The 25,107-nt window shown below is 71.0% G+C and carries 21 protein-coding genes; 15 read left to right on the forward strand and 6 right to left on the reverse strand.

The genetic code is table 11. The annotated features are described in order from the left end of the window. The first annotated feature begins 75 nt into the window (after window positions 1-75). Entirely contained in the window at window positions 76-717 is a 642-nt protein-coding gene (locus AB0J90_RS20410; RefSeq protein WP_363598014.1) for a DUF3592 domain-containing protein, read from the forward strand. Here AB0J90_RS20410 and AB0J90_RS20415 read toward each other — a convergent pair. Then, window positions 672-1,355 (reverse strand): response regulator, encoded by a 684-nt coding sequence (locus AB0J90_RS20415; protein WP_363598016.1) that lies wholly within the window; start codon window positions 1,353-1,355, stop codon window positions 672-674. The genes AB0J90_RS20410 and AB0J90_RS20415 overlap by 46 nt on opposite strands. Continuing rightward, window positions 1,352-2,959: a sensor histidine kinase gene (locus AB0J90_RS20420; RefSeq protein WP_363598018.1), complete on the reverse strand. Its 1,608-nt coding sequence runs from the start codon at window positions 2,957-2,959 to the stop codon at window positions 1,352-1,354. Before AB0J90_RS20420 ends, AB0J90_RS20415 begins: the two co-directional genes overlap by 4 nt. Window positions 2,960-3,099: 140 nt before the next feature. Here AB0J90_RS20420 and AB0J90_RS20425 point away from each other — a divergent pair, with 140 nt between their 5' ends. From AB0J90_RS20425 to AB0J90_RS20445, 5 genes are all read left to right on the forward strand, one after another. Continuing rightward, window positions 3,100-4,491 (forward strand): cation:dicarboxylase symporter family transporter, encoded by a 1,392-nt coding sequence (locus AB0J90_RS20425; protein WP_363598020.1) that lies wholly within the window; start codon window positions 3,100-3,102, stop codon window positions 4,489-4,491. 105 nt (window positions 4,492-4,596) lie between these two features. Continuing rightward, a complete protein-coding gene (locus AB0J90_RS20430) occupies window positions 4,597-5,787 on the forward strand; it encodes a YncE family protein (RefSeq protein WP_363598022.1) in 1,191 nt (396 codons plus the stop codon). Window positions 5,788-5,843: 56 nt separating this feature from the next. Beyond that, a complete protein-coding gene (locus AB0J90_RS20435) occupies window positions 5,844-6,878 on the forward strand; it encodes an aminotransferase class V-fold PLP-dependent enzyme (protein WP_363598024.1) in 1,035 nt (344 codons plus the stop codon). 144 nt (window positions 6,879-7,022) lie between these two features. After that, window positions 7,023-8,603: an MFS transporter gene (locus tag AB0J90_RS20440; RefSeq protein ID WP_363598026.1), complete on the forward strand. Its 1,581-nt coding sequence runs from the start codon at window positions 7,023-7,025 to the stop codon at window positions 8,601-8,603. A gap of 19 nt (window positions 8,604-8,622) precedes the next feature. After that, a complete protein-coding gene (locus tag AB0J90_RS20445) occupies window positions 8,623-9,228 on the forward strand; it encodes a TetR/AcrR family transcriptional regulator (RefSeq protein WP_363598029.1) in 606 nt (201 codons plus the stop codon). Between the two features lie 31 nt (window positions 9,229-9,259). Here the strand turns inward: AB0J90_RS20445 and AB0J90_RS20450 are convergent, their stop codons facing one another. Continuing rightward, window positions 9,260-11,179: a helix-turn-helix domain-containing protein gene (locus AB0J90_RS20450; RefSeq protein ID WP_363598031.1), complete on the reverse strand. Its 1,920-nt coding sequence runs from the start codon at window positions 11,177-11,179 to the stop codon at window positions 9,260-9,262. Between the two features lie 17 nt (window positions 11,180-11,196). Beyond that, entirely contained in the window at window positions 11,197-11,979 is a 783-nt protein-coding gene (locus AB0J90_RS20455; RefSeq protein ID WP_363598033.1) for a 3-hydroxybutyrate dehydrogenase, read from the reverse strand. A 170-nt stretch (window positions 11,980-12,149) separates the two neighbouring features. Here AB0J90_RS20455 and ruvC point away from each other — a divergent pair, with 170 nt between their 5' ends. The 8 genes from ruvC (at window position 12,150) to AB0J90_RS20495 (ending at window position 22,088) form a co-directional block, all read left to right on the forward strand. After that, a complete protein-coding gene (gene ruvC, locus AB0J90_RS20460; protein ID WP_363598035.1) occupies window positions 12,150-12,731 on the forward strand; it encodes a crossover junction endodeoxyribonuclease RuvC in 582 nt (193 codons plus the stop codon). Next, complete coding sequence (gene ruvA / locus AB0J90_RS20465; protein WP_363598037.1) at window positions 12,728-13,330, forward strand: Holliday junction branch migration protein RuvA; 603 nt, start codon at window positions 12,728-12,730, stop codon at window positions 13,328-13,330. Before ruvC ends, ruvA begins: the two co-directional genes overlap by 4 nt. Then, a complete protein-coding gene (ruvB, locus tag AB0J90_RS20470; protein ID WP_363598039.1) occupies window positions 13,327-14,385 on the forward strand; it encodes a Holliday junction branch migration DNA helicase RuvB in 1,059 nt (352 codons plus the stop codon). The genes ruvA and ruvB overlap by 4 nt, the downstream gene beginning before the upstream one ends. A gap of 153 nt (window positions 14,386-14,538) precedes the next feature. Further along, complete coding sequence (gene yajC, locus AB0J90_RS20475) at window positions 14,539-14,871, forward strand: preprotein translocase subunit YajC (RefSeq protein ID WP_363598218.1); 333 nt, start codon at window positions 14,539-14,541, stop codon at window positions 14,869-14,871. A 159-nt stretch (window positions 14,872-15,030) separates the two neighbouring features. Beyond that, complete coding sequence (secD, locus tag AB0J90_RS20480) at window positions 15,031-16,938, forward strand: protein translocase subunit SecD (protein ID WP_363598041.1); 1,908 nt, start codon at window positions 15,031-15,033, stop codon at window positions 16,936-16,938. Window positions 16,939-17,010: 72 nt separating this feature from the next. Then, window positions 17,011-18,237, forward strand: coding sequence for a protein translocase subunit SecF (secF, locus tag AB0J90_RS20485; RefSeq protein ID WP_363598043.1), 1,227 nt, complete (start codon window positions 17,011-17,013; stop codon window positions 18,235-18,237). Between the two features lie 122 nt (window positions 18,238-18,359). Then, window positions 18,360-18,923 (forward strand): adenine phosphoribosyltransferase, encoded by a 564-nt coding sequence (locus AB0J90_RS20490; protein ID WP_363598045.1) that lies wholly within the window; start codon window positions 18,360-18,362, stop codon window positions 18,921-18,923. Window positions 18,924-19,643: 720 nt separating this feature from the next. Continuing rightward, window positions 19,644-22,088 carry a bifunctional (p)ppGpp synthetase/guanosine-3',5'-bis(diphosphate) 3'-pyrophosphohydrolase gene (locus AB0J90_RS20495; RefSeq protein ID WP_363598220.1) on the forward strand — a complete coding sequence of 815 codons (2,445 nt, stop codon included), beginning with the start codon at window positions 19,644-19,646 and terminating at the stop codon, window positions 22,086-22,088. A gap of 116 nt (window positions 22,089-22,204) precedes the next feature. Here AB0J90_RS20495 and AB0J90_RS20500 read toward each other — a convergent pair whose 3' ends face one another. Beyond that, window positions 22,205-23,044 carry a peptidylprolyl isomerase gene (locus AB0J90_RS20500; RefSeq protein WP_363598047.1) on the reverse strand — a complete coding sequence of 280 codons (840 nt, stop codon included), beginning with the start codon at window positions 23,042-23,044 and terminating at the stop codon, window positions 22,205-22,207. A gap of 65 nt (window positions 23,045-23,109) precedes the next feature. Then, the gene (locus AB0J90_RS20505) at window positions 23,110-23,997 is read right to left on the reverse strand and encodes a peptidylprolyl isomerase (RefSeq protein WP_363598049.1); all 888 of its coding nucleotides are present in this window, start codon (window positions 23,995-23,997) and stop codon (window positions 23,110-23,112) included. A 373-nt stretch (window positions 23,998-24,370) separates the two neighbouring features. Between AB0J90_RS20505 and AB0J90_RS20510 the strand changes: the two genes are divergently transcribed. Then, a complete protein-coding gene (locus tag AB0J90_RS20510) occupies window positions 24,371-25,090 on the forward strand; it encodes an MBL fold metallo-hydrolase (RefSeq protein WP_363598051.1) in 720 nt (239 codons plus the stop codon). The last annotated feature ends 17 nt before the right edge of the window (window positions 25,091-25,107 follow it).

A 25,107-nucleotide genomic window follows, 5' to 3' on the forward strand; every position in this document is an offset into this window, starting at 1 on the left:
ATCCGGCGCTCCGGTGTGCGCTCGTCTTCGTTGCCGATCCTTGACATCCTGTCGGATCGTCGTGATGAATCTTGGATGGGCGCCGACGGACGGGGGAGCCAGGTGGGCCGGAAGAAGCGTGCGACGGGTGAGCCGCCGAAGCCGGCAGACCCGCGGGGCTGGCTGAAGGTGGGACTGGCCGCCACGGCGATGCTCCTGGTCGGCCTTGTCCTCACGGTCGGTTCGATCACTTTCAAGCGGTACCTGGCCGAGAAGGCGGACCGGTTGCGGTCCGAGGGAATACCGGTGGCCGCGGCGCAAGCCAAGCTCTACAACGGCTCCGGGCGCGGCAGCGGGGTGGACACCGTCGACGTGTCGTACTTCTACCGGGGCGAGTACTACCAGGCGAGCATCAGGTGCGGTGGCTTCACCGGTTGCCACTCCACCCCGAGCGAGCAGACGACGGTGTGGATCGACCCCGACGACCCGGCGCAGTTCGTGGCGGAGAACGGGCACACCGACGACTCGGTGTCGTTCCTCAACGGGTTCACTCCCATCCCGGCGGGTGTCCTGTTCACCGTGCTGGGTGCGGCGGGGTTGGTGGTGACCCGGCTCCGCAGCAGACAGGCCGCGCGGCGACGTACGGCAAGCAACCGCGGAGACGGTCAAGGCGGTGCTGGGGTAGGTGGGGGTCAGGTGGGGCGGTACTCCACCTCGGGGCGGCCGGGGGTGCCGTAGCGGGAACTGCGGCTCACCCGACCGATGCCGACCAGGTGTTCAAGGTAGCGCCGGGCGGTCACCCGTGAGGTGCCGGTCCGGGTCGACACCTCGCTCGCCGACAGTCCCGGCTCGGCCCGCAGCACCGCCAGCACCGCGTCCAGGGTCTCCGTGCCGAGCCCCTTGGGCAGGGTGTCGGCGTCCGCGCCGCGCAACGTGGCGAACATCCGGTCGACTTCGTGCTGGGCCACCACCGTGCCGTCGGCGAGGGCCTGGCGGCGGTATTCGGCGTACCGCTCCAGCTTGTCGCGGAACGCGGCGAAGGTGAACGGCTTGAGCAGGTAGTGGGTCACCCCGAGGGCGACCGCGGCGCGGACCATGGTGAGGTCGCGGGCCGAGGTCACGGCGAGCACGTCGGTGTTGCTGCCGGCCGCCCGCAGCGCCCGGCAGACGTCCAGGCCGTGCAGGTCGGGCAGCCGGAAATCCAGCAGTACGAGGTCCACGCCGTCGCCGCCACCCGCGCGCAGGGCCGCCATCGCGTCCCGGGCGGTGTGCACGACGCCGACCACGGTGAAGCCGGGCACCCGCTCGGTGTAGGCGCGGTGTGCGTCGGCGAGCAGGGGCTCGTCCTCCACGACCAGCACCCGGATGGTGGTCACGTCGGGGACTCCCGGGGGATCGGTAGCCGGGCCGGGATCGGCAGCCGGACGCTGAACAGCGTGCCACCTGCGGCGGGACGGGTCACGTCGACCTTGCCGTCGTAGCGGGACACCACCTGTCCGACCAGCGCCAGGCCGAGTCCCCGGCCGGCGCTCTTGGTCGACCAGCCGCGCCGGAACGCGTCCGTGACCTGGGCCGGGTCCAGTCCGGGGCCGCTGTCGGCGACCCGTACGGTCACCTCCTGGTCGGTGGCGCCGACGAAGACCTGCACCTGTCGGGGCGGTTCGGTGCCGCCGACGGCTTCGAGGGCGTTGTCGAGCAGGTTGCCGACGACGGTGAGCAGGTCGCCGATGGGCAGCGGGTGCCCGTCGAGGCGGGAGTCGGGATCCACCACCAGGTCCACGCCCCGTTCACCGGCCTGGGCGGACTTGCCGAGCAGCAGGGCGGCCAGCGCCGGTTCGGTGACCGCGCCGACCACCCGGTCGGTGAGCTGCTGGGCGAGGGTCAGCTCGGCGGTGGCGAGCTGCACCGCCTCGTCCGTACGCCCCAGTTCCACCAGCGTCAGTACGGTGTGCAGCCGGTTCGCCGACTCGTGCGCCTGTGCCTGCAGTGCTTCGCTGAGTCCGCGTACGGAGTCGAGTTCGCTGGCCAGGGTGCGCAGCTCGGTGTGGTCGCGCAGGGTCAGTACGGTGCCGACCGCCCGGCCGCCGAACGTGGTGGGCCGCTGGTTGGCGACCAGGACCCGGTCACCGGCGAGCATCGGCTCGTCGTGCGCGGGTCGGCCGGAGATGATCAGGTCGGCGACGGACGGGGGGAAGCCGAGTTCGGCGACCGGGCGCTCCTGCACCGGTTGTGCCCCGGTGAGCCCGAGCAGGCGCCGTGCCTCGTCGTTGATCAGGGCCACCCGCCGGTCCGGCGTGAGTACGACCAACCCCTCCCGTACCGAGTGCAGGACGGCGTCGTAGTACTCGTACATCCGGGTGATCTGGGCTGGGCCGAGTCCGTGGGTCTGGCGGCGCAGACGGCGGCTGAGCAGCCAGGAGCCGGCTGCGGCGAGAGCGAGGGCGGCGGCGGTGGCCCCCACCAGCGCGGGTGCCTGGGCCAGCAGCTTGCGGTTGATCGCCTCGGTGGTGATGCCGACCGAGACCAGGCCGATGACCGTGCCGCCCTCGGCGCGTACCGGCACCACCGCGCGGACGGACTCGCCCAGGGTGCCGATGTTGATCGTGGTGAACGCCCGGCCGGCGAGCGCCGGTTCGATCTCGCCGACGAAGGGGTGACCGATCTGGGCGGGGTTGGGGTGCGAGTAGCGGGTTCGGTCGGGCGCCATCACCACGATGAAGTCGGTCCCGGTGGCCCGGCGGGTGGATTCCGCGTACGGCTGGAGGGTGGCGGCGGGGTCGGGGGAGCGCAGCGCGGTCGCCACGTCGGGGGAGCGGGCGACGGCCTCGGCCACCGCGAGCACCTCCTCCTTGGCGGCGTCGCGTACGTCGGCACGGGCGAGCAGCACCGCCCCGGCCATGCCGGCCACCACCAGGAGGGTGACGACCAGGACCTGCAGGGCGAAGAGCTGGCCCGCGATGCTCCATCGTCGTCTGGACATGCGCACCAGTGTTCCCTGTGTGACGGGTCCGGCGCTTGACGACGCCGGGGATCAGCTCGTTGTTTCGGGTTGGGGTCGGCGCGGTGAACACAATGAACGCAAGGATGTGCGTTCGTGAGATCCAGGCCACAGTCTCGGGCATGGACACCCCCACCGCCCGGCCACGACGGGACCGCACCCATTATCTGTACCTTGCCGTCATCGTCGCCGTCGTCGCCGGCATCGTCCTCGGCTTCGCCGCGCCGGAGGCGGCCAAGGAGCTGAAGCCGATCGGCACCGGCTTCGTCGCGCTGATCAAGATGATGATCAGCCCGATCATCTTCTGCACCATCGTGCTCGGCGTCGGTTCGGTCCGGCAGGCCGCGAAGGTCGGCAAGGTCGGCGGCCTGGCGCTCGGCTACTTCCTGATCATGTCGACGGTGGCACTCGCCATCGGGCTCGTGGTCGGCAACATCGTGCACCCCGGCTCGGGTCTGCACCTCGGTGCCGCCCAGGCCGCCGCCGGCCAGGCCCAGGTCAGCGGCGAGAGCGAGGGTACGGTCGACTTCCTGCTCGGCATCATCCCGACCTCGCTGCTGTCGGCGCTGACCGAGGGCGAGGTGTTGCAGACCCTGCTGGTGGCGCTCCTCGTCGGTTTTGCCGTACAGGCGATGGGGCGCCGGGGTGAGCCGGTGCTGCATGCCGTCGGCGTGATCCAGCGGCTGGTCTTCAAGATCCTGACGATGGTCATGTGGCTGGCGCCGATCGGTGCGTTCGGCGCGATCGCCGCCGTGGTCGGCGCGACCGGCATGGACGCGCTCAAGAGCCTGGCCCAGATCATGATCGGCTTCTACGCCACCTGCCTGATCTTCGTCGTCGTCGTCCTGGGGCTGCTGCTCCGGCTGATCGCCGGCATCTCGATCTTCTCCCTGCTGCGTTACCTGGGCCGGGAGTTCCTGCTGATCCTCTCCACCTCCTCCTCCGAGTCGGCGCTGCCCCGGCTGATCGCCAAGATGGAGCACTTCGGGGTGAGCAAGCCGGTGGTTGGCATCACCGTCCCGACCGGATACTCGTTCAACCTCGACGGCACCGCGATCTACCTGACCATGGCCTCGCTCTTCGTGGCCGAGGCGCTGGGCAAGCCGCTCGCCGTCGGTGAGCAGATCTCCCTGCTGGTCTTCATGGTGATCGCGTCCAAGGGTGCGGCCGGCATCACCGGTGCCGGGCTCGCCACCCTGGCCGGCGGACTGCAGAGCCACCGGCCGGACCTGGTCGACGGGGTGGGCCTGATCGTCGGCATCGACCGGTTCATGTCCGAGGCCCGCGCGCTGACCAACTTCGCCGGCAACGCGGTGGCGACCGTACTGATCGGCACCTGGACCCGCGAGTTCGACAAGGAACAGGCGCTCGCGGTGCTCTCCGGTGAGCGGCCGTTCGACGAGGCGACCATGGTCGACGAGCACGGGCCGGCGGACGACGAGACGCCGGAGGACGACTCCGCCCCGACCGCTCCCGCAGGGGCCGCGCCGGCATCCGCGGGTGCCCGGAGCTGACCACTTTCCGATCCGGTTCTCGGGCCACCCACCCGCACGTCGGGGTGGGTGGCCCGAAAAGTATGTAACGCGAAAGTTACGAGGTTTCGTCGGTAAAGTCGGGCTGTGACCAGAGGGCAGAAAATCCTCGCCGGGTCCGTGCTGACCCTGCTGATCGCACTCACCGCCTGCACCGAGCAGGCGCCGCGACCGTCCGGCCCGGCGTCGGGCGCCCCCGGCCAGCAGGCCGAGCCGCAGGCCACGCCGGCACTGGAGCTGATCGCCGGCATGCCGCCCTACACCTCCACCACCAACGTGTACGCCGCCGCCGGAGCGGACCAGCTCATCGAGGCGGTACGCGGCGACAAGCCCCTGGTGTACGTGCCGAACACCGGCAGCGACGACGTGTGGGTGATCGACCCGGACACGTACAAGGTGGTGGACAAGTTCCCCGGCGGCCCGGAACCGCAGCACGTGGTCCCGTCCTACGACCTGCGTACGCTCTACGTCGCGTCCAGCAAGGTCCCGTCCGGTGGGCTGGTGCCGATCGACCCGCGTACCGGCAAGCCGGGCGAGCTGATCGACGTGCAGGACGTCTACAACCTGTACTTCACCCCGGACGGCAAGCAGGGGATCGTGGTGGCCGAGTTCTACCAGCGACTCGACTTCTACGACGTCACGACCTGGCGGCGGACCAGTTCGGTCACCTTCCCCGAGTGCCCGGGGATCAACCACATGGACTACTCGGTCGACGGCCGGACCATGCTGGTGAGCTGCGAATTCGGCAACCGGATGCTGGTGGTCGACGCGGTCACCCACGCCAAGGTGCGCCAGTTCGACCTGGACGTGGTGGCCGACGGGATGCCGCAGGACACCCGGCTCACCCCGGACGGGCGACACTTCCTGGTCGCGGACATGATGGCGGCCGGCGTGTACGTCTTCGACGGGGCGGCCACCCAGCGGACCGGTTTCATCCCCACCGGCAAGGGCGCGCACGGCATCTACTTCAGCCGGGACGGCACCCTCGCGTACGTGACCAACCGGGACGACGGCACCGTGAGCCTGATCGACCTGGCCACGCTCACCACGGCCGGACTCTGGCGGATCCCCGACGGGGGCAGCCCGGACATGGGTGGGCTCTCGGCCGACGGGCGGGTGCTCTGGCTCTCCGGCCGCTACCACGACGAGGTGTACGCGATGAGCACCGCGGACGGGCGGCTGCTGGCCCGGATCCCGGTCGGCTCCGGCCCGCACGGCCTGACCATCTGGCCCCAACCCGGCCGCTACTCCCTGGGCCACACCGCCAACATCCGCTGACCGGCTGGTGACGCAGGGCACACCGGCTGGTCGGCGCCGCGACCTACCCTGCGGCCATGGATCTCGTACGGGCACAGGAACTGTGGAATCCCGAGCCGGGATGGCTCAACACCGCAAGCTACGGGCTGCCGCCCCGCCCCGCGTGGGACGCGTTGCAGCGGGCACTGGGCGAGTGGCAGGTCGGAGCCACCTCGTGGGAGGGGTGGGGCGCGGCGGCCGGCCGGTCCCGGGCCGCGTTCGCCGGGTTGGTCGGGGTGCCGGTCGCCGACGTCTGCGTGGGCGCCGGGGTCTCCCAACTGCTCGCCCCGATCGCCGCCGCACTGCCGGCCGGCGCCACCGTACTGGCGCCGGAGGAGGAGTTCACCTCGAACCTCTTCCCCTGGCTGGTGCACACCGACCGGGGCGTACGGGTGCGCACCGTGCCGGCGGCGCGGCTGGTCGAGTCGATCGACGCGTCCGTCGACCTGGTCGCGTTCAGCCTGGTGCAGTCCGCCACCGGGGCGGTCGCCGAGTACGAGTCGGTGGTGGCGGCGGCCCGTACGCACGGCGCGCTGGTGGTGGTCGACGCGACCCAGGGCTGCGGTTGGCTGCCGTTCGACGCGGGACTGGCCGACGCGGTGGCGGTGGGCGCGTACAAGTGGTTGATGGCACCCAGGGGTGCCGCGTTCGGTTACCTCGCCCCGGCGCTGCGGGACCGGCTCACCCCGCTCGCCGCCGGCTGGTACGCGGGCGAGGACCCGCACGGGTCCTACTACGGGCCGCCGCTGCGGCTGGCCGCCGACGCCCGCCGGTTCGACCTCTCCCCGGCCTGGTTCAGCTACGTCGGGGCGGCGCCCGCGCTGGAACTCGTCGCCGAGATCGGGCTGCCGGCGATCCGGGACCACAACGTGGCCCTGGCCAACCGGTTCCTCGCCGGCCTGGGGCAGCCGCCCGGCAACAGCGCGTTCGTGACGGTCGACGTACCCGGTGCGGACGAGCGGCTTGCCGCCGCCGGCATCCGTGCCGCCGTCCGTGCCGGCCGGGTCCGTGCCTCCTTCTACCTCTACTCCACCCCGGCGGACGTGGACCGGGCCCTGTCCGCCCTGACCTGAACGGCTCGACCTCGGTACGAAGTGAGGGCGATCACAATTCGAAACGATACGGTGCCGTATCGCTGAAGGAGGACTACGTTCTTTACGTTACGAGTCTGTTCCGTATCGTTTTACGCTGCGGAGTATCGGGGTAGGGGCGTTTTGATGCAAAACCCACAACCGTTCGAGAACACCGGGCACCCCCGGCGGTGGGCGATCCTCGGTGTGCTGGTGATCAGCCTGCTGGTGGTGGTCCTGGACAACACGATCCTCAACGTCGCCCTGCGCACGTTGTCCGACCCGGTACACGGGCTCGGTGCCAGCCAGGGTGAGCTGGAATGGGCGATCAACTCATACACGCTGGTCTTCGCCGGCCTGCTGTTCACCTTCGGGGTGCTCGGCGACCGCCTCGGACGCAAGCGCTTCCTGCTGTTCGGCCTGGCCATGTTCGGGGCCTCGTCGCTGCTCTCCGCGTACGCCCAGAGCCCCGGCCAACTGATCGGGGCGCGGGCCCTGATGGGTCTCGGCGGGGCGGCGATCATGCCGGCGACCCTGTCGGTCATCTCCAACGTGTTCGACCCCCGCGAACGGGCCCGCGCGATCGGCATCTGGGCCGGCGCGGTCGGCCTCGCCGTGGCGATCGGCCCGATCCTGGGCGGACTGCTGCTGGAGCACTTCTGGTGGGGTTCGGTCTTCCTGATCAACGTACCGGTGGTGCTGGTCGGCCTGGTGGCCGCGTTCATCCTGGTGCCGGAGTCGCGGGATCCACGACCGAACCGGGTCGACGTGATCGGCGTACTGCTCTCGGTGATCGGGCTGGTCGGCCTCACCTACGGCATCATCGACGGCGGCGAGCACGGCTTCGACCGGCCACTGGTCTGGACCGCGATCATCGGTGGTCTGGCCGTACTGGCCGCGTTCGTCTTCTACGAGCGGCGGATCGAGTTCCCGGCGCTGGACGTACGGCTGTTCAAGCTGCCGCGCTTCGCCGCGCCGGTCGCGGTGGTCGGGCTGACCTTCTTCGCCGCCATGGGCGTGATGTTCTTCAGCTCGTTCTACCTGCAACTGGTACGGGGCTACGCGCCGCTGCACACCGGCCTGCTGTTCCTGCCCTTCGCCGCCGCGCAACTGATCTTCGCCCCGCGCAGCGCGGCCATGGTCCGGCGGTACGGCGCCAAGGCGGTCTCCGCGTTCGGCCTGACCCTGACCGCCCTCGCCCTCGCCGTGTTCATCTTCGTCGGGGCGGAGACGCCGATCTGGATCCTGCTGGTCTCGTTCTTCTTCCAGGGCATGGGCATGGCGCACATCGTCGCCCCGGCCACCGAGTCGGTCATGTCCGCGCTGCCGAGGGAGAAGGCCGGCGTCGGTTCGGCGGTCAGCAACACCGTCCGGCAGGTCGGCGCCGCGCTCGGCGTCGCGGTGCTCGGCTCGGTGCTCTCCGCGGTCTACCGGGACCAGATCGCCGGCTCCACCGCCGCGCTGCCCGGTCCGGCCCGGGACGCCGTCAACGAGTCCATCTCCGGTGCGTACGGCGCCGCCGCCCAGATGGGTCCGGCCGGCCAGGGCGTCATCGGCGCGGCCAACGACGCGTTCGTCTCGGCCATGCACTGGGCCTCCGGGCTGTCGGCCATCGTCGTGGTCGTCGGCATCCTGGTGGTGCTGCGCTGGATGCCGGGACGCGACGCGACGCACGCGCACGTGCAGCCGGAGGCGGCGCCCGCGCCGGAACTGGCACCCGCGTCATAAGTCGGAAACAATGACCGACATGACGACCACCGCTGATGCTCCGCGGTCGCCCGGGCGACCGCGGAGCACCCGCGTCGACGAGGCGATCGTCGAAGCCACGCTGGACCTGCTCGCCGAGGGCAGCACCATCGAGGCGCTCTCCATCGAGGCGATCGCCGCCCGCGCGGGCGTCGGCAAGGCGACCATCTACCGTCGCTGGTCCGGCAAGGATGCTCTGATCATCGACACGCTCCGGACCCTCAAGGGTCCACCGACGATGCCGAACGAGGCGAACGCCCGCGAGGACCTGGTCACGCTGCTCAGCCAGGTGGGCCGCAACCCGGACGCCCGCGCGGCGTCGATCTTCCCGTGCATGATGCCGACCATCCAGCGCGACTCCGACATGCACCGGCTCTACCAGGAACTGCTCGAACCCCGCCGGCAGGTGATGCGGGACGTGCTCCAGCGGGGCATCGAACGCGGGGAAATCCGCCCCGACCTCGACATCGAGCTGACCCTGGCCATGCTCACCGCACCGGTGCTGCTGCAACGGCTGCTGCGCTGGCACCCGAAACTCGGCATCGACGACGACGACCTGCCCGAGCGGGTGGTAGACGCCCTGCTCACCGGCATCGGCGCCGCCTGACGCCTGACGCCCGACGCCCGGCGTACGGGTGTCAGGCGGTGGGCGTACGGAGGCGGTGCAGCCGGAGCGCGAGCTGGACCTCCAGCGCCCGCTCCGGCTTCTGCCAGTCCGGGCCGAGCAGCTGCCCGACCCGCTCCAGCCGCTGGGTCACCGTGTTCACGTGGACGTGCAACTGCTCGGCCGCCCGGGCCAGGCTGCCACCCACCCCGAAGTACGCCTCCAGCGTCTTCACCAGCGCCGTACCGCGCCGGGCGTCGTAGTCGACCACCGGACCCACCGTGTCGGCCAGGAACCGGGCCACGTCCCGGTCGCCGTCCTCGGTAACCGCACCGAGCAGCAGCCCGACGAAACCGAGTTCGGCGGTGCTCGCCCCCTCGCCGGCCCGGCCGAGCGCCCAGAGCGCGGTCAGGCAACGGTCGGCCTCACGGAACGCGGTGCCCAGCGACGCCGGCCCGGTGGACGGGCCGCTGGAGCCGGCGGTCACCGGCCGACCGGTCACCCGGGACAGGTCCCGGACCACCGCCCGCGCCGCCCCACCGGCGTCCTGACCGGGCAGCATCAGCACCACCCGGCCGTCGCGGGCCGCGGCCAACCCACCCCGGGTCGAGGCGTACGTGGTCGCCCACGACACCACCCGCTGCCGGGCCGAGCCGGTCGCCGCGATCACGTCGTCGCCGACCGCCACGAGCACGTGCGGCGCGTCCAGTTCCACCCCGAGGCGCCGGGCCCGGCTGCGCAGCGCCTCCGCGTCGCGTACCGGGCGGGCGATCAGGTCGTCGAGCAGTTCACCGCGTACGCGTCCCTCGGCTTCGGCCACCGTCCGGCGGAACAGCAGCAGCAGCGCGGTCACCAGTGCCGCTCGCTCCAGGATCCGCTGGTCGGCGTTGACCAGTTCGTCGTCGGGATGCAGCACCAACGCGCCGAGGTTCTCCGTACCGGCGACCACGGCGGCGTACCAGAGGGGTCCCCGACGGACGCTGCGGCCCTCGGTCCGGGACGCGACCACGGCCTCGACCAACGCCGACCGCTCCGGTTCGTCGATGGTGCCGACCCGGGCCAGCAGCCGGCCCTCGGCGTCGAGCGCGAGCAGCGCCCCGCCGAGCACCTCGGTCACCGCCGCCGCCACGTCCTCCACCCCGCCGCCGCGCAACACCAGCGCGGTCATCCGGTCGTGGGCGGCGGCGGCCCGCTCGACCGACGCGCTGTGGGTCTGGATGGTGCCGTTGGCGAAGGAGAGTTCGGCGAGCGCGGCCTGGGTCTCGGCGAGCAGCCGGGCGGTGTCGATCGCCACGGCCGCGTGCGCGGCCAGCGAGACGAGCAGGGCCACCTCCTCGCGGGCGAACGGCCGGGCGGACCGGTTCGCGGCGTAGAGCACCCCGATCACGCTCGGCCCGAGCCGCAGCGGTACGCCGAGGATCGCGACCAGCCCCTCCTCGCCGACCCCGGCGTCGATCTCCCCGGTGTGGTGGAAGCGGGCGTCCTCGGGATAGTTCGCGGTCGCGTACGGGGTGCCGCTCTGCGCGACCAGGCCGCCGAGTCCCGCCCCCATCGGCAGCCGCAGCCGCTGGAAGCGGGCCGAGACGGAACCGTCGGTCACCCGCATGTACGTGTCGCCGTGCGACTCGTCGTTGAGCGTCATGTACGCCACGTCGGTGCCGAGCAGGTGCCGGGCCCGGTGCACGATCGCGTGCAGCACCGCGTCCAGGTCACGCAGGCCGGCGAGGTCGCTGGCGGTGTCGTACAGGCCGGAGAGTTCGACCTCGCGCTGGCGTCGCCGCTCCAGCAGCGCACGCACCCGCAGCGCGACCACCTTGGCCTGTTCCAACTCGGCCAGCCGCTCGGCCGGCAGGCCGGCGGCACGGGCGGCGACCAGCGGCCCCTCGAACTCCACCGCCGCGGCCTCACGGGCCAGCAGCTCCAGGAACTCGATCGGCGACGACATGGGACCCATTGTGCGGGTGGGGATCTTCAGTTTGCTGTCCAACCCCCGTCGACCGCGATCGCGGCGCCGGTGATGAACGACGCCGCGGGCGAGCACAGGTACGCCATCAGCTCGGCGACCTCCTCCGGCTCGATCAGGCGCTTGATCGCGGCCCGAGCCAGCATGATCTTCTCGACCACCTCGCTCTCCGGGATGCCGTGGGTGGCCGCCTGGGCGGCGATCTGCCCCTCGACCAGCGGGGTACGCACGTACGCCGGGTTGATGCAGTTGGCGGTCACCCCGTGCGGGGCGCCCTCCAGCGCGACCACCTTGGATAGCCCCTCCAGCGCGTGCTTCGCCGACACGTAGGCCGACTTGTACGGCGACGCCCGCAGCCCGTGTACGGAGGAGATGTTGATCACTCGACCCCAGCCGCGCTCGTACATCCGGGGCAGTGCGCGCTGGACGATCAGGAACGGCGCCTCCACCATCACCCGGTGGATGTACGCGAACCGCTCGGCCGGAAAGTCCTCGATCGGAGCGACATGTTGCAGGCCGGCGTTGTTGACCACGATGTCCACGGCCGCGTCCAGTGCCGAGGTCGCCGCCGGGTCGGACAGGTCGGCGGCCACCGCGTGCCCGCCGATCTCGGCCGCCACCGCCTTGGCCGACTCGGCGTTGCGGTCGACCACGGTCACCTCGGCACCGGCCGCCGCCAGCCGGACCGCGCAGGCCCGTCCGATGCCGCTCCCGCCACCGGTGACCAGCGCGCTGCGCCCCGACAGGTCGAGCCGTACGACGTGGGGATCCGCCACGCTTTCTGCCGTCATGGCGCAAGAAGCTACGACCCTGAGGGGCAGGCGCACATGGGCAACGGACACATACTCGCCGGGAAGCCTATGTGGCCCCGATGCAGCGGGCGTGTCGCCGTGTCCCCGTTTCGACCCCGCCAGTAGGGTGTCGAACACGTGTACTGCCGGTGCTTAGGGGAGGGGGCGGCGTGCGGGTGCTCGGCGTCGACCCGGGGCTGACCCGGTGCGGGGTCGGTGTGGTCGAGGGTGTCCCCGGCCGACCGTGCACCCTGATCGCGTACACCGTGGTCCGCACCGATCCGGCCGCCGACCTGTCGCTGCGACTGCTGCACCTGGACCGGGCGCTGACCGAACTGGTCGTCGAGCACCAGCCGGAGAGCGTCGCCGTCGAGCGGGTGTTCAGCCAGTCCAACACCCGTACCGTCATGGGCACCGCCCAGGCGAGCGCGATCGCCGTACTGGCCGGCGCGCGGGCCGGGCTGCCGGTGCAGACGTACACGCCGAGCGAGGTGAAGGCGGCGGTGACCGGGTCCGGTCGCGCCGACAAGGACCAGATCACCGCGATGGTCACCCGGCTGCTCCGGCTGGCCGCGCCGCCGAAGCCGGCGGACGCGGCGGACGCGCTGGCGCTGGCCATCTGTCATGTGTGGCGGGGCGGGACCAGGGCCCGGCTGGCCGCCGCGGCCGACGCGGTCGCCCGGCGGACCGCTGCGGCCACCGCACCGCGACGTCCAGGGGCGGGCGCCGCCCGACGTGGAGGAACGCAATGATCGCGAGTGTGCGGGGCGTGGTGGCCGGACTCGGGGGCGACACCGCGGTGATCGAGGTCGGTGGGGTGGGGCTGGCCGTGCACTGCGCGCCGGGCACCCTGGCCGGGCTCCGGATCGGGGTCGAGACCCGGCTGGCCACCACGCTGGTGGTCCGGGAGGACTCGCTGACCCTCTACGGCTTCGCCGACGACGACGAGAAGCACCTCTTCGAGCTGCTCCAGACGGCCAGCGGGGTCGGTCCCCGGCTGGCCCAGGCGGTGCTGGCGGTGCACTCGCCGGACGTGGTCCGCAAGGCGATCGCCAACTCCGACACCGCCACCCTGGTCCGGGTGCCGGGGATCGGCAAGAAGGGCGCCGAGCGCCTGGTGCTCGAATTGCGGGACAAGATCGGGCCGGTGGCGATCGGCGCGGACGGCGTGGGCGGTGTGGTCGGCGGGGCGTGGCCGGACCAGATCCGGCAGGCGCTGGTCGGGCTCGGCTGGAGCGTCGCCCAGGCCGACCAGGCGGTGGCCACGGTGGCAGAGAGCATCGACGGCCCGACACCGCCGGTGCCGGTGCTGCTGAAGCAGGCGATCCGGCTGCTCGGTAAGACCCGATGACCGACTCCGACGGCCTGGTCTCGGCGTACGCGGACGACGCCGAACGGGACGCCGAGGTCAGCGTCCGACCGAAGCGGCTGTCCGACTTCATCGCCCAGCACCGCGTACGCGATCAGCTCGACCTGCTGCTGAAGGGTGCCATGGGTCGGGGCAGCCCGCCCGACCACATCCTGCTCTCCGGCCCTCCGGGGCTGGGCAAGACCACCCTGGCCAATATCGTCGCCGCCGAACTCGGCACCGGGATCCGGGTCACCAGCGGGCCGGCGATCGAGCGCTCCGGTGACCTCGCCGCGATCCTGACGAGTCTCGCCGAGGGTGACGTCTTTTTCATCGACGAGATTCACCGGATCGCCAAGCCGGCGGAGGAACTGCTCTACAGCGCGATGGAGGACTTCCGGGTCGACGTGATCGTCGGGAAGGGCCCCGGCGCGACCGCCATCCCGATCGACGTGGAGCCATTCACCCTGGTCGGCGCGACCACCCGGTCGGGGCTGCTGACCGGCCCGATGCGTGACCGGTTCGGTTTCGTGGCGCACCTCGACTTCTACAGCGCGGCTGATCTGGAGGCGCTGCTGCACCGGTCGGCGCGCATTCTCGGCGTACCGATCACCGAGGAGGGCGCGGTCGAGATCGCCGGTCGGTCGCGGGGCACGCCCCGGATCGCCAACCGGCTGCTGCGCCGGGTGCGGGACTTCGCCGAGGTCCGGGCCGAGGGTGTGGTCACCCTGGAGACCGCCCGAGCGGCCCTCAAGGTGTACGACGTAGACGCGCTCGGCCTCGACCGGCTCGACCGGGCGGTGCTCACCGCCTTGATCGACTCGTTCCGTGGCGGGCCGGTCGGCCTCTCCACGCTGGCCGTGGCCGTGGGGGAGCAGCCGGACACGGTGGAAGAGGTGTGCGAGCCGTTCCTGGTCCGGGCCGGGCTGCTGGCCAGGACTCCGCGGGGGCGGGTGGCCACCGAGGCGGCCTGGCACCATCTGGGGCGTACTCCACCGAATGGTACATTTGGTGCCGGTCCGAGTGCGGCGCCCGATCTGTTCACTGCCGAGCCGTAAGTGCCGTGATCTGTTTGTGATCCGTGCCGCATTCGGCGTACACAGACTCACCGACTAGACTTCGCCGCGATCTGTCTGTAGAGACAGGAGATTTCGCTTTCGTCGTGACGTACCACGTTGCGACGGGGCCAATGGGAAGGTCATATCGTGGTTTTGGAAGCGGCAGCAAGCGGCGGTGGAGCCGGCAGCTTCACGCCGATCCTGATGATTGTCCTGCTCTTCGGCGTCATGTATTTCATGATGATCCGGCCGCAGCAGAAGCGCCGTCGCGAGGCTGAGCAGATGCAGTCCTCGATCGGCCCCGGCGACGAGGTGGTCACGATTGGCGGCCTCCACGGCACCGTCGCCTCGGTCGAAGACGAGACAGTCACCCTCGAGGTGGCCCCCGGTGTGCACAACAAGTACGCGCGGCCCGCAGTGGCCCGGGTGATCAACTCGGCTCCTAAGCTTGAGACGATCTCGGACGAGGTCGAAGCAAAGGAGTGACCCACCCCCCGGTGTACGGGGCGGGTCACTGATCGAAGATAGTTAATAGCTGTGCCGGCGTGACCCCACGCCGGAGAGGTACGCATGTCGCCGGGCATGCCGGCGCGCCCATCGCCGCCCACCACCAGCGGCCGAACCGTGCAGGGAGACAGGACAGCCGTGGCACCACCTCAGGGACAGATGCACCCCGGGCGGCAGCTAGCCGTACTCGGGGGCATCTTTGTCGTCCTCTACCTCTTAGTCTTCTTCGCCGGCGGTGCTAGCGGGAGCTTCCGCGACCGGTTGGAGCCGAAGCTGGGTCTCGACCTTGTCGGTGGCACCCGGATGACGCTCGAGGCGACGAGCCTCAACAACCAGCCCCCCACGGCCGAGAACCTGGAGGAGGCCCGGCAGATCATCGAGAACCGGGTCAACGCCCAGGGCGTCTCCGAGGCCGAGGTGGTGACCGAGGGCAACCGCAACATCGTCATCTCGCTGCCCGGTCAGAGCCGCGACCTCAGCGAGGTCGGCAAGGCCGCTGAGCTGCGGTTCCGCAAGGTGATCAAGGCGACCGACGGAGGGGCGCCCAGCGCGGCGGCCCAGCCGACGCCGCCGGCCGGCGCGACCCCGACCCCGTCCGGTGCGGCGGCGAACCCGTCCGCCGGTGCGACCCCGAGCGCCCCCGCCGCGGGTGCCCCGAGCACCACCCCGTCCGCGGGTGGTCAGGGTGGGATGGCGCCGGCCCCGACGCCGAGTGCCGGTGCCACCAGCGCACCCGCGACGCCGACCCCGAGCGCCTCGGCCTCGGCCGCCCCGGTGCCGCAGAGCGTGGAGCAGGCGCGGGCCGCGGTACAGCAGAAGGTTGGCGCGGCGGCCTGGCAGGCGGCGAGCGCGCTGCAGGCGCCGGCCGACCTGACCACCGACCCGACCCTGCTCGAGACGCTCAAGCCGTTCGGCACGCTGACCGGCCGTGAGGTCGCCGTGCTGCCCGCGGCGATGCAGTTCAACGTACCGACGGTCAGCTGTGAACTGCTCGAGCAGCGCCCGGCGGCCTCGATCAGCGCCGTGGACCAGCAGGTCGTGGCCTGTGAGGGCCCGGTCAAGAACCTGCTCGACGTGGCCAAGGTGCTGGGCACCGACGTCAGCGACGCCAGCGGCGTGCTGGACCAGAACAGCCAGTGGGTGGTCAGCCTCGACTTCACCGGCGACGGGCAGAAGAAGTGGACGAACCTGACCCGCGAGGCGTTCCAGAACGAGGGCGGCGCCTGCGACCAGAGCGCGCTCGGCCAGGACGGCAAGTGCAAGGTCGCCGTGGTGCTCGACAACACGATCGTCTCCTCGCCCGAGATCCAGGGCGTGCTGACCGGCGACTCGCAGATCACCGGTAACTTCACCAGCAAGGACGCGAACACGCTCGCCGGCCAGCTCCGCTTCGGTGCGCTGCCGGTGACGTTCGAGCCGCAGGAGCAGGAGAGCGTCTCCGCGACGCTCGGCTCCAGCCACCTCAAGGCCGGTCTGCTGGCCGCCGGTGTCGGCCTGCTGCTCGTCGCGATCTACTCGTTCTTCTACTACCGCCTGCTCGGTACGGTCATCATCCTCAGCCTGGGGCTCTCCGCCCTGCTGGTGTTCGGTGCGCTGATCGTGCTCGGCCGGCAGATCGGCTTCACGCTGACGCTTGCCGGCATCGCCGGATTCATCGTCTCCCTGGGTGTCGCGGCCGACTCGTTCGTGATCTATTTCGAACGACTCAAGGACGAGATCCGCGAGGGACGCAGCCCGCGCAGCGCGGTTCCCCGCGCCTGGGCCCGGGCCCGGCGGACGATCATCTCGGCCAACGCCATCTCGATCCTGGCCGCGGTTGTGCTCTACGTGGTCTCGGTCGGCACGGTGAAGGGCTTCGCCTTCGCGCTCGGCCTGGCCACCATCCTCGACCTGGTCGTCGTCTTCCTCTTCCGGCACCCGATCATGACGATGTTCGCCAACACCAGGGCCTTCCTGTCGCCCCGGGTCAGCGGACTCGGACGGGTGCTGCACAAGGCCGAGGCCGAGCCGACCGAGCCGCGCAACCCGCGCGCCAAGGAGGCCTAGCATGAGCGAGCCAGTCATCCAGGGCAGCGCCCCGGCCCACCCGGCCGTCGCAGAGCAAAGCGAGGTAGCGGCATGAGCCGCCGTAGCGGTCTGGCCACCCGGCTCTACCAGGGCGAGGCCGGTCTCAACATCATCGGACGTCGCCGGGTCTGGTTCGGCATCGCCGCCGGACTGGTGCTGATCGCGATCCTGGGCATCTCGATCCCCGGGTTCAAGCTCGGCATCGAGTTCTCCGGCGGTAACTCCTTCCAGGTCCCGGCCAGCGTCGGCACGATCACCCACGCCGAGGAGCAGGTCGACGCGGCGCTGGGTGACCTCGACGGTGGCGAGGCGGCGCACGTCGTCTCCACCCAGACGGTCAACGGTGTCGGCGGTTCGTTCTACGAACTGCGTACCACCGAGCTGAACACCCAGCAGTCCAACGAGGTGCAGGCCGACCTGGCCCAGAAGTTCGGCATCGCCGAGGACCAGATCAGCATCAACCAGGTGAGCGCGGCCTGGGGCGACCAGGTCACCGAACGGGCGCTGCTCGGTCTGGTGGTCTTCGTCGTACTGGTCATGATCTACCTGATCCTGCGGTTCGAGTGGCGGATGGCGGTGGCCGCCGTCTCGTCGCTGTTCCTGAACCTGGTGCTGACCGCCGGCATCTACGCCCTGGTCGGCTTCGAGGTCACGCCGTCGACCATCGTCGGCTTCCTCACCATCCTCGGCTTCGCGCTCTACGACGTCGTGGTGGTGTTCGACAAGGTCCAGGAGAACACCCGCGGGATCACCGCGAGCGGCACCCAGACCTACAGCGAGGCGGCCAACCTGGCCATCAACCAGACGCTGATGCGGTCGATCAACACCGGTCTGGTGGCGCTGCTGCCGGTCGGTGGTCTGCTCTTCATCGGTGCCGGCCTGCTCGGCGCCGGCACGCTGGAAGACCTCGGCCTGGTGCTCTTCCTCGGTATGGGTATCGCGGTCTACTCCTCGATCTTCTTCGCGACCCCGGTGCTGACCCTGCTCAAGGACTACGAGCCGCGGATCCAGACGCACACCAAGCGGGTCCTGGCCCGGCGCTCCACCGGCGGCGGACGACCCGCCTCCGGTGCCCGCCGGCCGGCTGCCCGTACCGGCGAGGAAACGGTCGACGACGACACCGCCCCGTCCGGCCCGACCGACGAGGAGGCGGCGGCGCTTGCCGGCGCCGCCCCGAAGGTCGGTGCCCGTCCGGCCGGTAAGCGGTCCTCCGGTGCCCGGGGTGGTCGACCGGGTGGCGGCGGCGGTAGCCGGCCCAGTGGGGCCAAGCGCCGCTGACCCTGGCGGAACAGGCGACGGAGGCGTCCGGCATGCTGGCTTTGGCGGCGTGCCGGGCGCCTTTCGTTTCGCGTATCGGCACGGATGTCCGATAACCCGGACGTCCGGTGAGAGGAGCAGCGTTGACGGAGACCCAGACCGGGGTACGGGGCGACAGCGGCCCGGCCACGGCGGCACTGGTGGCCAGCCGGGTGCTGGACGTACCGGACTTTCCCCAACCCGGAGTGGTGTTCAAGGACCTGATGCCGCTCTTCGCCGACGGCGAGGTGTTCCGCCAGGTGATCGACGAGATCATCGAGTACCACGGCCGGGATTCGTTCGACGTGGTGGCCGGCATCGAGGCGCGCGGCTTCGTGCTCGCCGCCGCGATCGCGTACGCCACCGGGCTGGGTGTGGTGCCCGTACGCAAGGCCGGCAAGCTGCCCCGTGCCGCGTACGCCGCCTCCTACGCCCTGGAGTACGGCGAAGCCACCCTCGAGGTGCACCAGGATGCCTTCACGGCCGGCCACCGGGTGCTGGTGGTGGACGACGTGCTCGCCACCGGCGGCACGGCGGACGCGACGCTGAGCCTGGTCGAGCGGGCCGGTGGGACCGTGGCGGGGCTCTCCGTACTGCTGGAACTCTCCTTCCTCGGCGGCCGGGAGCGGATCGCTCCCCGTCCCGTACATGCACTTCTGACGGTTTAGCAGCTCTTGTCGTCGGGGACCGATCCGGTGCGTGCGGGGGAGCGGCATCCGGCCGTCGGGACGGGTAGCATTGCCTTTCGCTGACCAGGTGGAGGCCGTTCTACCAGGCTGGTGCAGGACCAGGTCGACCGGTTACGGTCGGCTCGTCCCAAGCGAGGTGTGAGGAGGCCGGTGTCCCACGATGTCGCCCCTCCGGCGGAGGGCACGGTGCAATCGACCAGCGAGGCCGACGGTGTCGGGTATCCCGTGGCCGGGTCCGCGAGCGGGCCGGTTCCGACCGCGCCCGGTTCCCCCGTCCCCACCGATGGGGGCGGTGACGCCGAGCCGGCCGACGCGGCTGCCACGGCGGCCGATCAGACCACCCGCGACGATTCCGGCAACGGGACCGGCGTCGACGCTCCGGCCGCAGCCGGCACCGACGGTACGGGTACGCCCGCGGCCGGCAACGCCAGCACGCCCTCGGCCGACGGTGACGGCCTCCCCGTCGCCGCCCCCGGCAGCCCGTCCGACGGCTCCGCCGCCGCATCGGCGCATGCTTCCGACGCCGCCGCCCCGACCGCCGAAGCACCGGTCGCGCCGAGCACGCAAGCACCTGTTGCGCCGACCGCCGCAGCACCCGTCGGGCCAAGCACGACAGCACCCGTCGGCCCGAGCGCGGCTGCACCCGTCGCCGCGGTGGCTGTGGGCTCGGTCAGGGAAAAGCCGATCGCCCCGATCGCGGTGGTGGCCGGTGACGATCCCGCCGCCGTGGTCCCGATCGCCGTCGCCCCGTCGGGTGCCGCGGTCAACGGTCTCGGCGCGGCGACCACACCCGTACCCCTCGGGGGTGTCGTGGTGCCGGTCGGCGCGGCCGGTCGGATCGTCACGACCGACGAGCCCGGCGCGGCCACGTCCAGCTTCGGTCTGGCCAGCGCGCCGACCGGGCGGCGGGTCCGGGCCCGGCTGGCGCGGTTCAACGCTCCCTGGCAGACGCCGCAGGTGAGCGAGGTGCTCGAACCGCTGATCGCCACCCACCGGGCCGCCCATCCCAAGATGGACCCCCGGATGTTGCAGCGCGCCTTCGACATGGCCGCCCGCTGGCACTCGGGGCAGTACCGCAAGTCCGGTGACCCGTACATCACGCATCCGCTCGCGGTGGCCACCATCCTGGCCAACCTCGGCATGGACACCACCACGCTGGTGGCGGCGCTGCTGCACGACACCATCGAGGACACCAACTACGGCCTGGACCAGATGCGGATCGACTTCGGGGCCGAGGTCGCCCTGCTGGTCGACGGCGTCACCAAGCTCGACAAGGTCAAGCTTGGTGACGCGGCCAAGGCCGAGACGATCCGCAAGATGGTCGTCGCGATGGCCAAGGACCCGCGGGTCCTGGTGATCAAGCTCGCGGACCGGCTGCACAACATGCGTACGCTGACCTTCCTGCCCCGCGCCAAGCAGGAGCAGAAGGCCAAGGAGACGCTGGAGATCCTGGCTCCGCTGGCGCACCGCCTGGGTATGAACACGATCAAGTGGGAGCTGGAGGATCTCGCCTTCGGCACCCTGTTCCCCAAGCGGTTCGAGGAGATCAACCGGCTGATCGGCGAGCACCAGCCGCAGCGGGAGGCGCTGCTGCGCCAGGTGACGCAGAAGGTGCAGGTCGACCTCAAGGCCGCCAAGATCAAGGCGGAGACGACCGGTCGCCCCAAGCACCTCTACTCGATCTACCAGAAGATGATCGTCCGGGGTCGGGACTTCAACGACATCTACGACCTGGTCGGGGTCCGGATCCTGGTCGAGACGGTGCGCGACTGCTACGCGGCACTCGGTGTGATCCACGCGAACTGGCAGCCCGTACCGGGCCGGTTCAAGGACTACATCGCGATGCCGAAGTTCAACATGTACCAGTCCCTGCACACCACCGTGATCGGCCCCAGCGGCAAGCCGGTGGAGATGCAGATCCGGACGTACGCGATGCACCGGACCGCGGAGTTCGGCATCGCGGCGCACTGGAAGTACAAGGAGCAGAAGGGGGCCACCGTCGTCGGCCCGCCGGCCAACATCGACGAGATGACCTGGCTGCGGCAGCTGCTGGACTGGCAGCGGGAGGCGAGCGACCCGAGCGAGTTCCTGGACGCACTCCGCTTCGACCTGTCCAGCCAGGAGGTGTACGTCTTCACGCCGAAGGGCGACGTGATCCCGCTGCCGACCGGCTCGACCCCGGTCGACTTCGCGTACGCGGTGCACACCGAGGTCGGGCACAAGTGCATCGGCGCCCGGGTCAACGGCAAGCTGGTGCCGCTGGAGTCGACGCTGTCCAACGGCGACGTGATCGAGATCTTCACCTCGAAGTCCGACACCGCCGGCCCGACCCAGGACTGGCTGGGCTTCGTCAAGAGCCCGCGGGCGCGTACGAAGATCCGTCAGTACTTCAACAAGGAGCGCCGCGAGGAGGCGATCGAGGCCGGCAAGGACGCGATCGTCAAGCAGATGCGCAAGCAGGGCATGCCGTTGCAGCGGATGCTCAGCTCGGACAACCTGATGGCGATCGCCCGGGACCTGCACCTGGCCGACGTGGCGTCGCTCTACGCCGCGGTCGGCGACAGCCAGGTCTCCGCCCAGTCGGTGGTGCAGCGGCTGATGGCCGGCTACGGCGGCGAGGAGGGAGCGGCGGAGGACATCGCCGAGACCGCGGTCGCCACCCGGCCGCCGCGCAGCCGTACCTCCAGCCACGACCCCGGTGTGGTGGTACGCGGCGTCAGCGACGTGTGGATCAAGCTCGCCCGTTGCTGCACCCCGGTGCCTCCGGACTCGGTGTTCGGCTTCGTGACCCGCTCCGGCGGGGTGAGCGTGCACCGCGACGACTGCGCCAACGCCGAGGACCTGCGGGTGCAGGGGGAGCGGATCGTCGAGGTGAGCTGGAAGCTGACCTCGGCGTCGACCTTCCTGGTGGCGATCCAGGTCGAGGCGCTGGACCGGCACAAGCTGCTCGCCGACGTGACCCGGGTGCTCTCCGACGAGCGGGTGAACATCCTCTCCGCGACCGTCACCACCACCCGCGACCGGGTGGCGGTGAGCCGGTTCAGCTTCGAGATGGCCGACCCGAAGCACCTGGGGCACCTGCTGGCCGCCGTACGCAAGGTCGACGGCGTCTTCGACGCGTACCGGGTCACCTCGGGCGCCTGATCGGCACCACTCCGGGAACCGGGCATCGGAACGGAACACCGGAACGAAAATGAGTAAAGGGGCGGCCCGCCGTAGCGGGCCGCCCCTTTCGTCCGGTGGCGCTGGTGGTGGCTGGCTCAGCCGGCCACGGCGCTCATCGTCAGCGACTTGATCAGAACTTCCTTCTTCGGGTGACCGCCGCCGGCCTGCTGCGCGAAGGCGCCGTCGTCGCCGGCCGCACCGACCTCCTTGACCAGGTCCATCCCGCTGGTGACCGTGCCCAGCACGGTGTAGGTCGCGTCGAGCTGCGAGTCACCGTAGACGATGAAGAACTGGCTGCCGCTGCTGCCCGGCTGGCCGGAGTTGGCCATCGCGATCACACCCGCCGGGTACGGCGGACGCTGCTCGGTCGGCAGGTTCTCCTCGGCCATCCGGTAGCTCGGGCCGCCGGTGCCGTCGCTGTCGCGCCAGCCGGCGCCGGTGGCGCTCGGGTCGCCGCACTGCAGTACCTGGAGGCCCTCGGTGACCAGGCGGTGGCACTTGGTGTTGTCGAAGAACTTCTTCTCCGCCAGGTGGGTGAAGCTGGCCGCGGTGCACGGCACCTTGGTCAGGTCGAGCTTGGCGGTGATCGGCCCGAGCCCGGTGTCGATGGTCATCGTCTGCGACCCGGTGTTCGGCGCCGCGACCGGCGGCAGCCCGACGTCCTTGGTCGTCGGCGTCCGCTGGTCGGCCGGGATGTCGGTCCAGGTGCACTGGGTCGAGCCGGCGCCGATCGGGGCCGCGTCGGTGGTCTTGTCGTCGTCGCCGAGGCTGGCGACCAGCCACACGGTGCCGGCGATGACCAGGAGCAGACCCGCCCCGGCCGCGACGATCGTCTGCAGCTGACGGCGCTTGCGGGCAGCGACGGCCCGCTGGGCCATCTCCCGTTCGAGCCGGGCCCGCGCCGCGGCGCGCTGCCGCTCTCTCGTGGACGTCACGGTGACTCCTCCTGGACTATCTGGGCTGCGGTGCTGCGTCCGCGGCTGGTGTCTGGGGCTCTGGCTCAGGACTGCCCGACCGCCGTCGGGCTGGCGGTCGGCGTCGCCGGTGGGGCGGCGGGCGGTGCGTCGGTGGCAACCTCGCCGACGGTCAGGCTCTGGATCACCACGTCGGTCTTCGGCTTGACCTTCTCGCCACTGCCATTGTCCACCAGTTCGGTGGTACCGATCTTCTGGATCACGTCGAGCCCGGCGCTGACCTTGCCGACGATCGGGTAGGTCGGCTCGGCCGGGTTGAAGTCCTTGAAGAAGACGAGGAACTGGCTGCCGTTGGCGCCGGGCGCGCTGCCGATCAGGGCGACCGTGCCGGCCGGGTAGAGCGGCGGCTCGCCGGGCGCCGGGCTGGCCGACGGGCTCGGCGCCGGTGCCGACGGCACGTTCTCGCTGGTGAACGAGTAGGTCGGGCCGCCCTGCCCGGTGCCGCTCGGGTCGCCGCAGCGCAGCGCGCCGTCGGCGGTGATCTCGTGGCACTTGGTGTTGTCGTAGAACGACCGGCCGGCCAGGTGGGCGAAGCTCGCCCCGGCGCACGGCGCGTTGGCCAGGTCCAGGTCGACCGTCACCGGGCTGCCCTGGTTGGTCGTGATGGTCATCGGGCGGGTGCCGGCGGTGGGCAGCCCCGTGGTCGCCGGCTTGCCGACGTCCTTGAGGTTGCTGTTGCCCGCCGCGTCCTGAGGTGTCCAGGCGCAGATCTCGGGGGCTGCGGCTGGCGCCGGCTCGCGGTCGAACCCGCCGAGCGCCCAGACCGAGCCGAGTACGATCAGCGCCAGCGCGAGAGCCGCGCCGACCCCGGCCTGGATCTGTCGCCGACGACGGGCGGAGGCGGCTCGCCGAGCCATCTGCCGGTCGAGCTTGGCACGCGCCAACTTGCGCTGCCGGTCCCTGCTGGAAGCCACCCGCGCTCCTTTTCCCTCTACCCTGGTCGTGGCGGACGGCCACGTTCTCGCCGTCGGGGCGTCAAGTGCGCCACGCCACACGCCCGCCAGAGTGTACGGCTATCGGCTGAGAATGTGGTGTACGAGGTGGCCGCTATGTGAATCTGTGCCTGCGGACCGTCCACCGCCGCCGTTCCGGACCGTTCTATCGGATTTATCCCCCACGCCGACCGAGCCGGCCGGCCTCGTCTATGCCGTACGGCGCCCGGTGTCCGGGTCCGGCGGCATCTCGATCGCCCACCTGCCACGCTCGCGGACCGTGTGCGGCGCGGCGTGCGACCGGCCGGGCGGATAGGCTGCGGGGGACGCCAACGTCGACGGGAGGGGAGCGGACGTGTTCGTCGCCGGGTTTCCCGCGGACGCCTTCGGCACCAACTGCTACGTGGTCGCGACCGCGCCGGGAGAGCAGTGTGTCGTGGTCGACCCGGGAATCGGAGTGGTCGACCGCCTCGACGAGCTTCTCGCCGAGCACCGGTTGCAGCCGGCCGCCGTCCTGCTGACCCACGGTCATCTCGACCACGTCTTCTCCGTCGCGCCGGTCTGCGGTGCCCGCGGGATCACCGCGTACGTGCACCCGGCCGACCTGGAACTGCTGGCCGACCCGAGCAAGGGCATCTCCCTCGACCTGGAACAGCTCCTCGGCGGTCGGCTGCCGTACACCGAGCCGGAGGACGTGGCCGAGCTGACCGACGGGGCGAACATGAACCTCGCCGGGCTGGAGATCACCGTCGACCACGCGCCGGGCCATACCGGCGGGTCGGTGATGTTCCGGTTGCCGGGGGCCGGCTCGGAGTGGGACGCGGATCAGATCTGCCTCTCCGGGGACGTCCTGTTCGCCGGTTCGATCGGTCGCACCGACCTGCCGGGCGGCAGCATGCCGGCCATGCTGACCAGCCTGCGGGACAAGGTCCTCCCGCTTGCCGACGACACCGTCGTCCTGCCCGGCCACGGACCCCGGACCACCATCGGCCGCGAACGCGCGAGCAATCCGTACCTGCGTCAGGTCGCCTCGCCCGACGAAGCGCGACCGGCCGGTTCCCGCCGAGGCTGGTAAGTCCGCGCCTCGCGTCA

The sequence above is a fragment of the Micromonospora sp. NPDC049523 genome (assembly GCF_040676775.1).
GTDB lineage: Bacteria > Actinomycetota > Actinomycetes > Mycobacteriales > Micromonosporaceae > Micromonospora_G.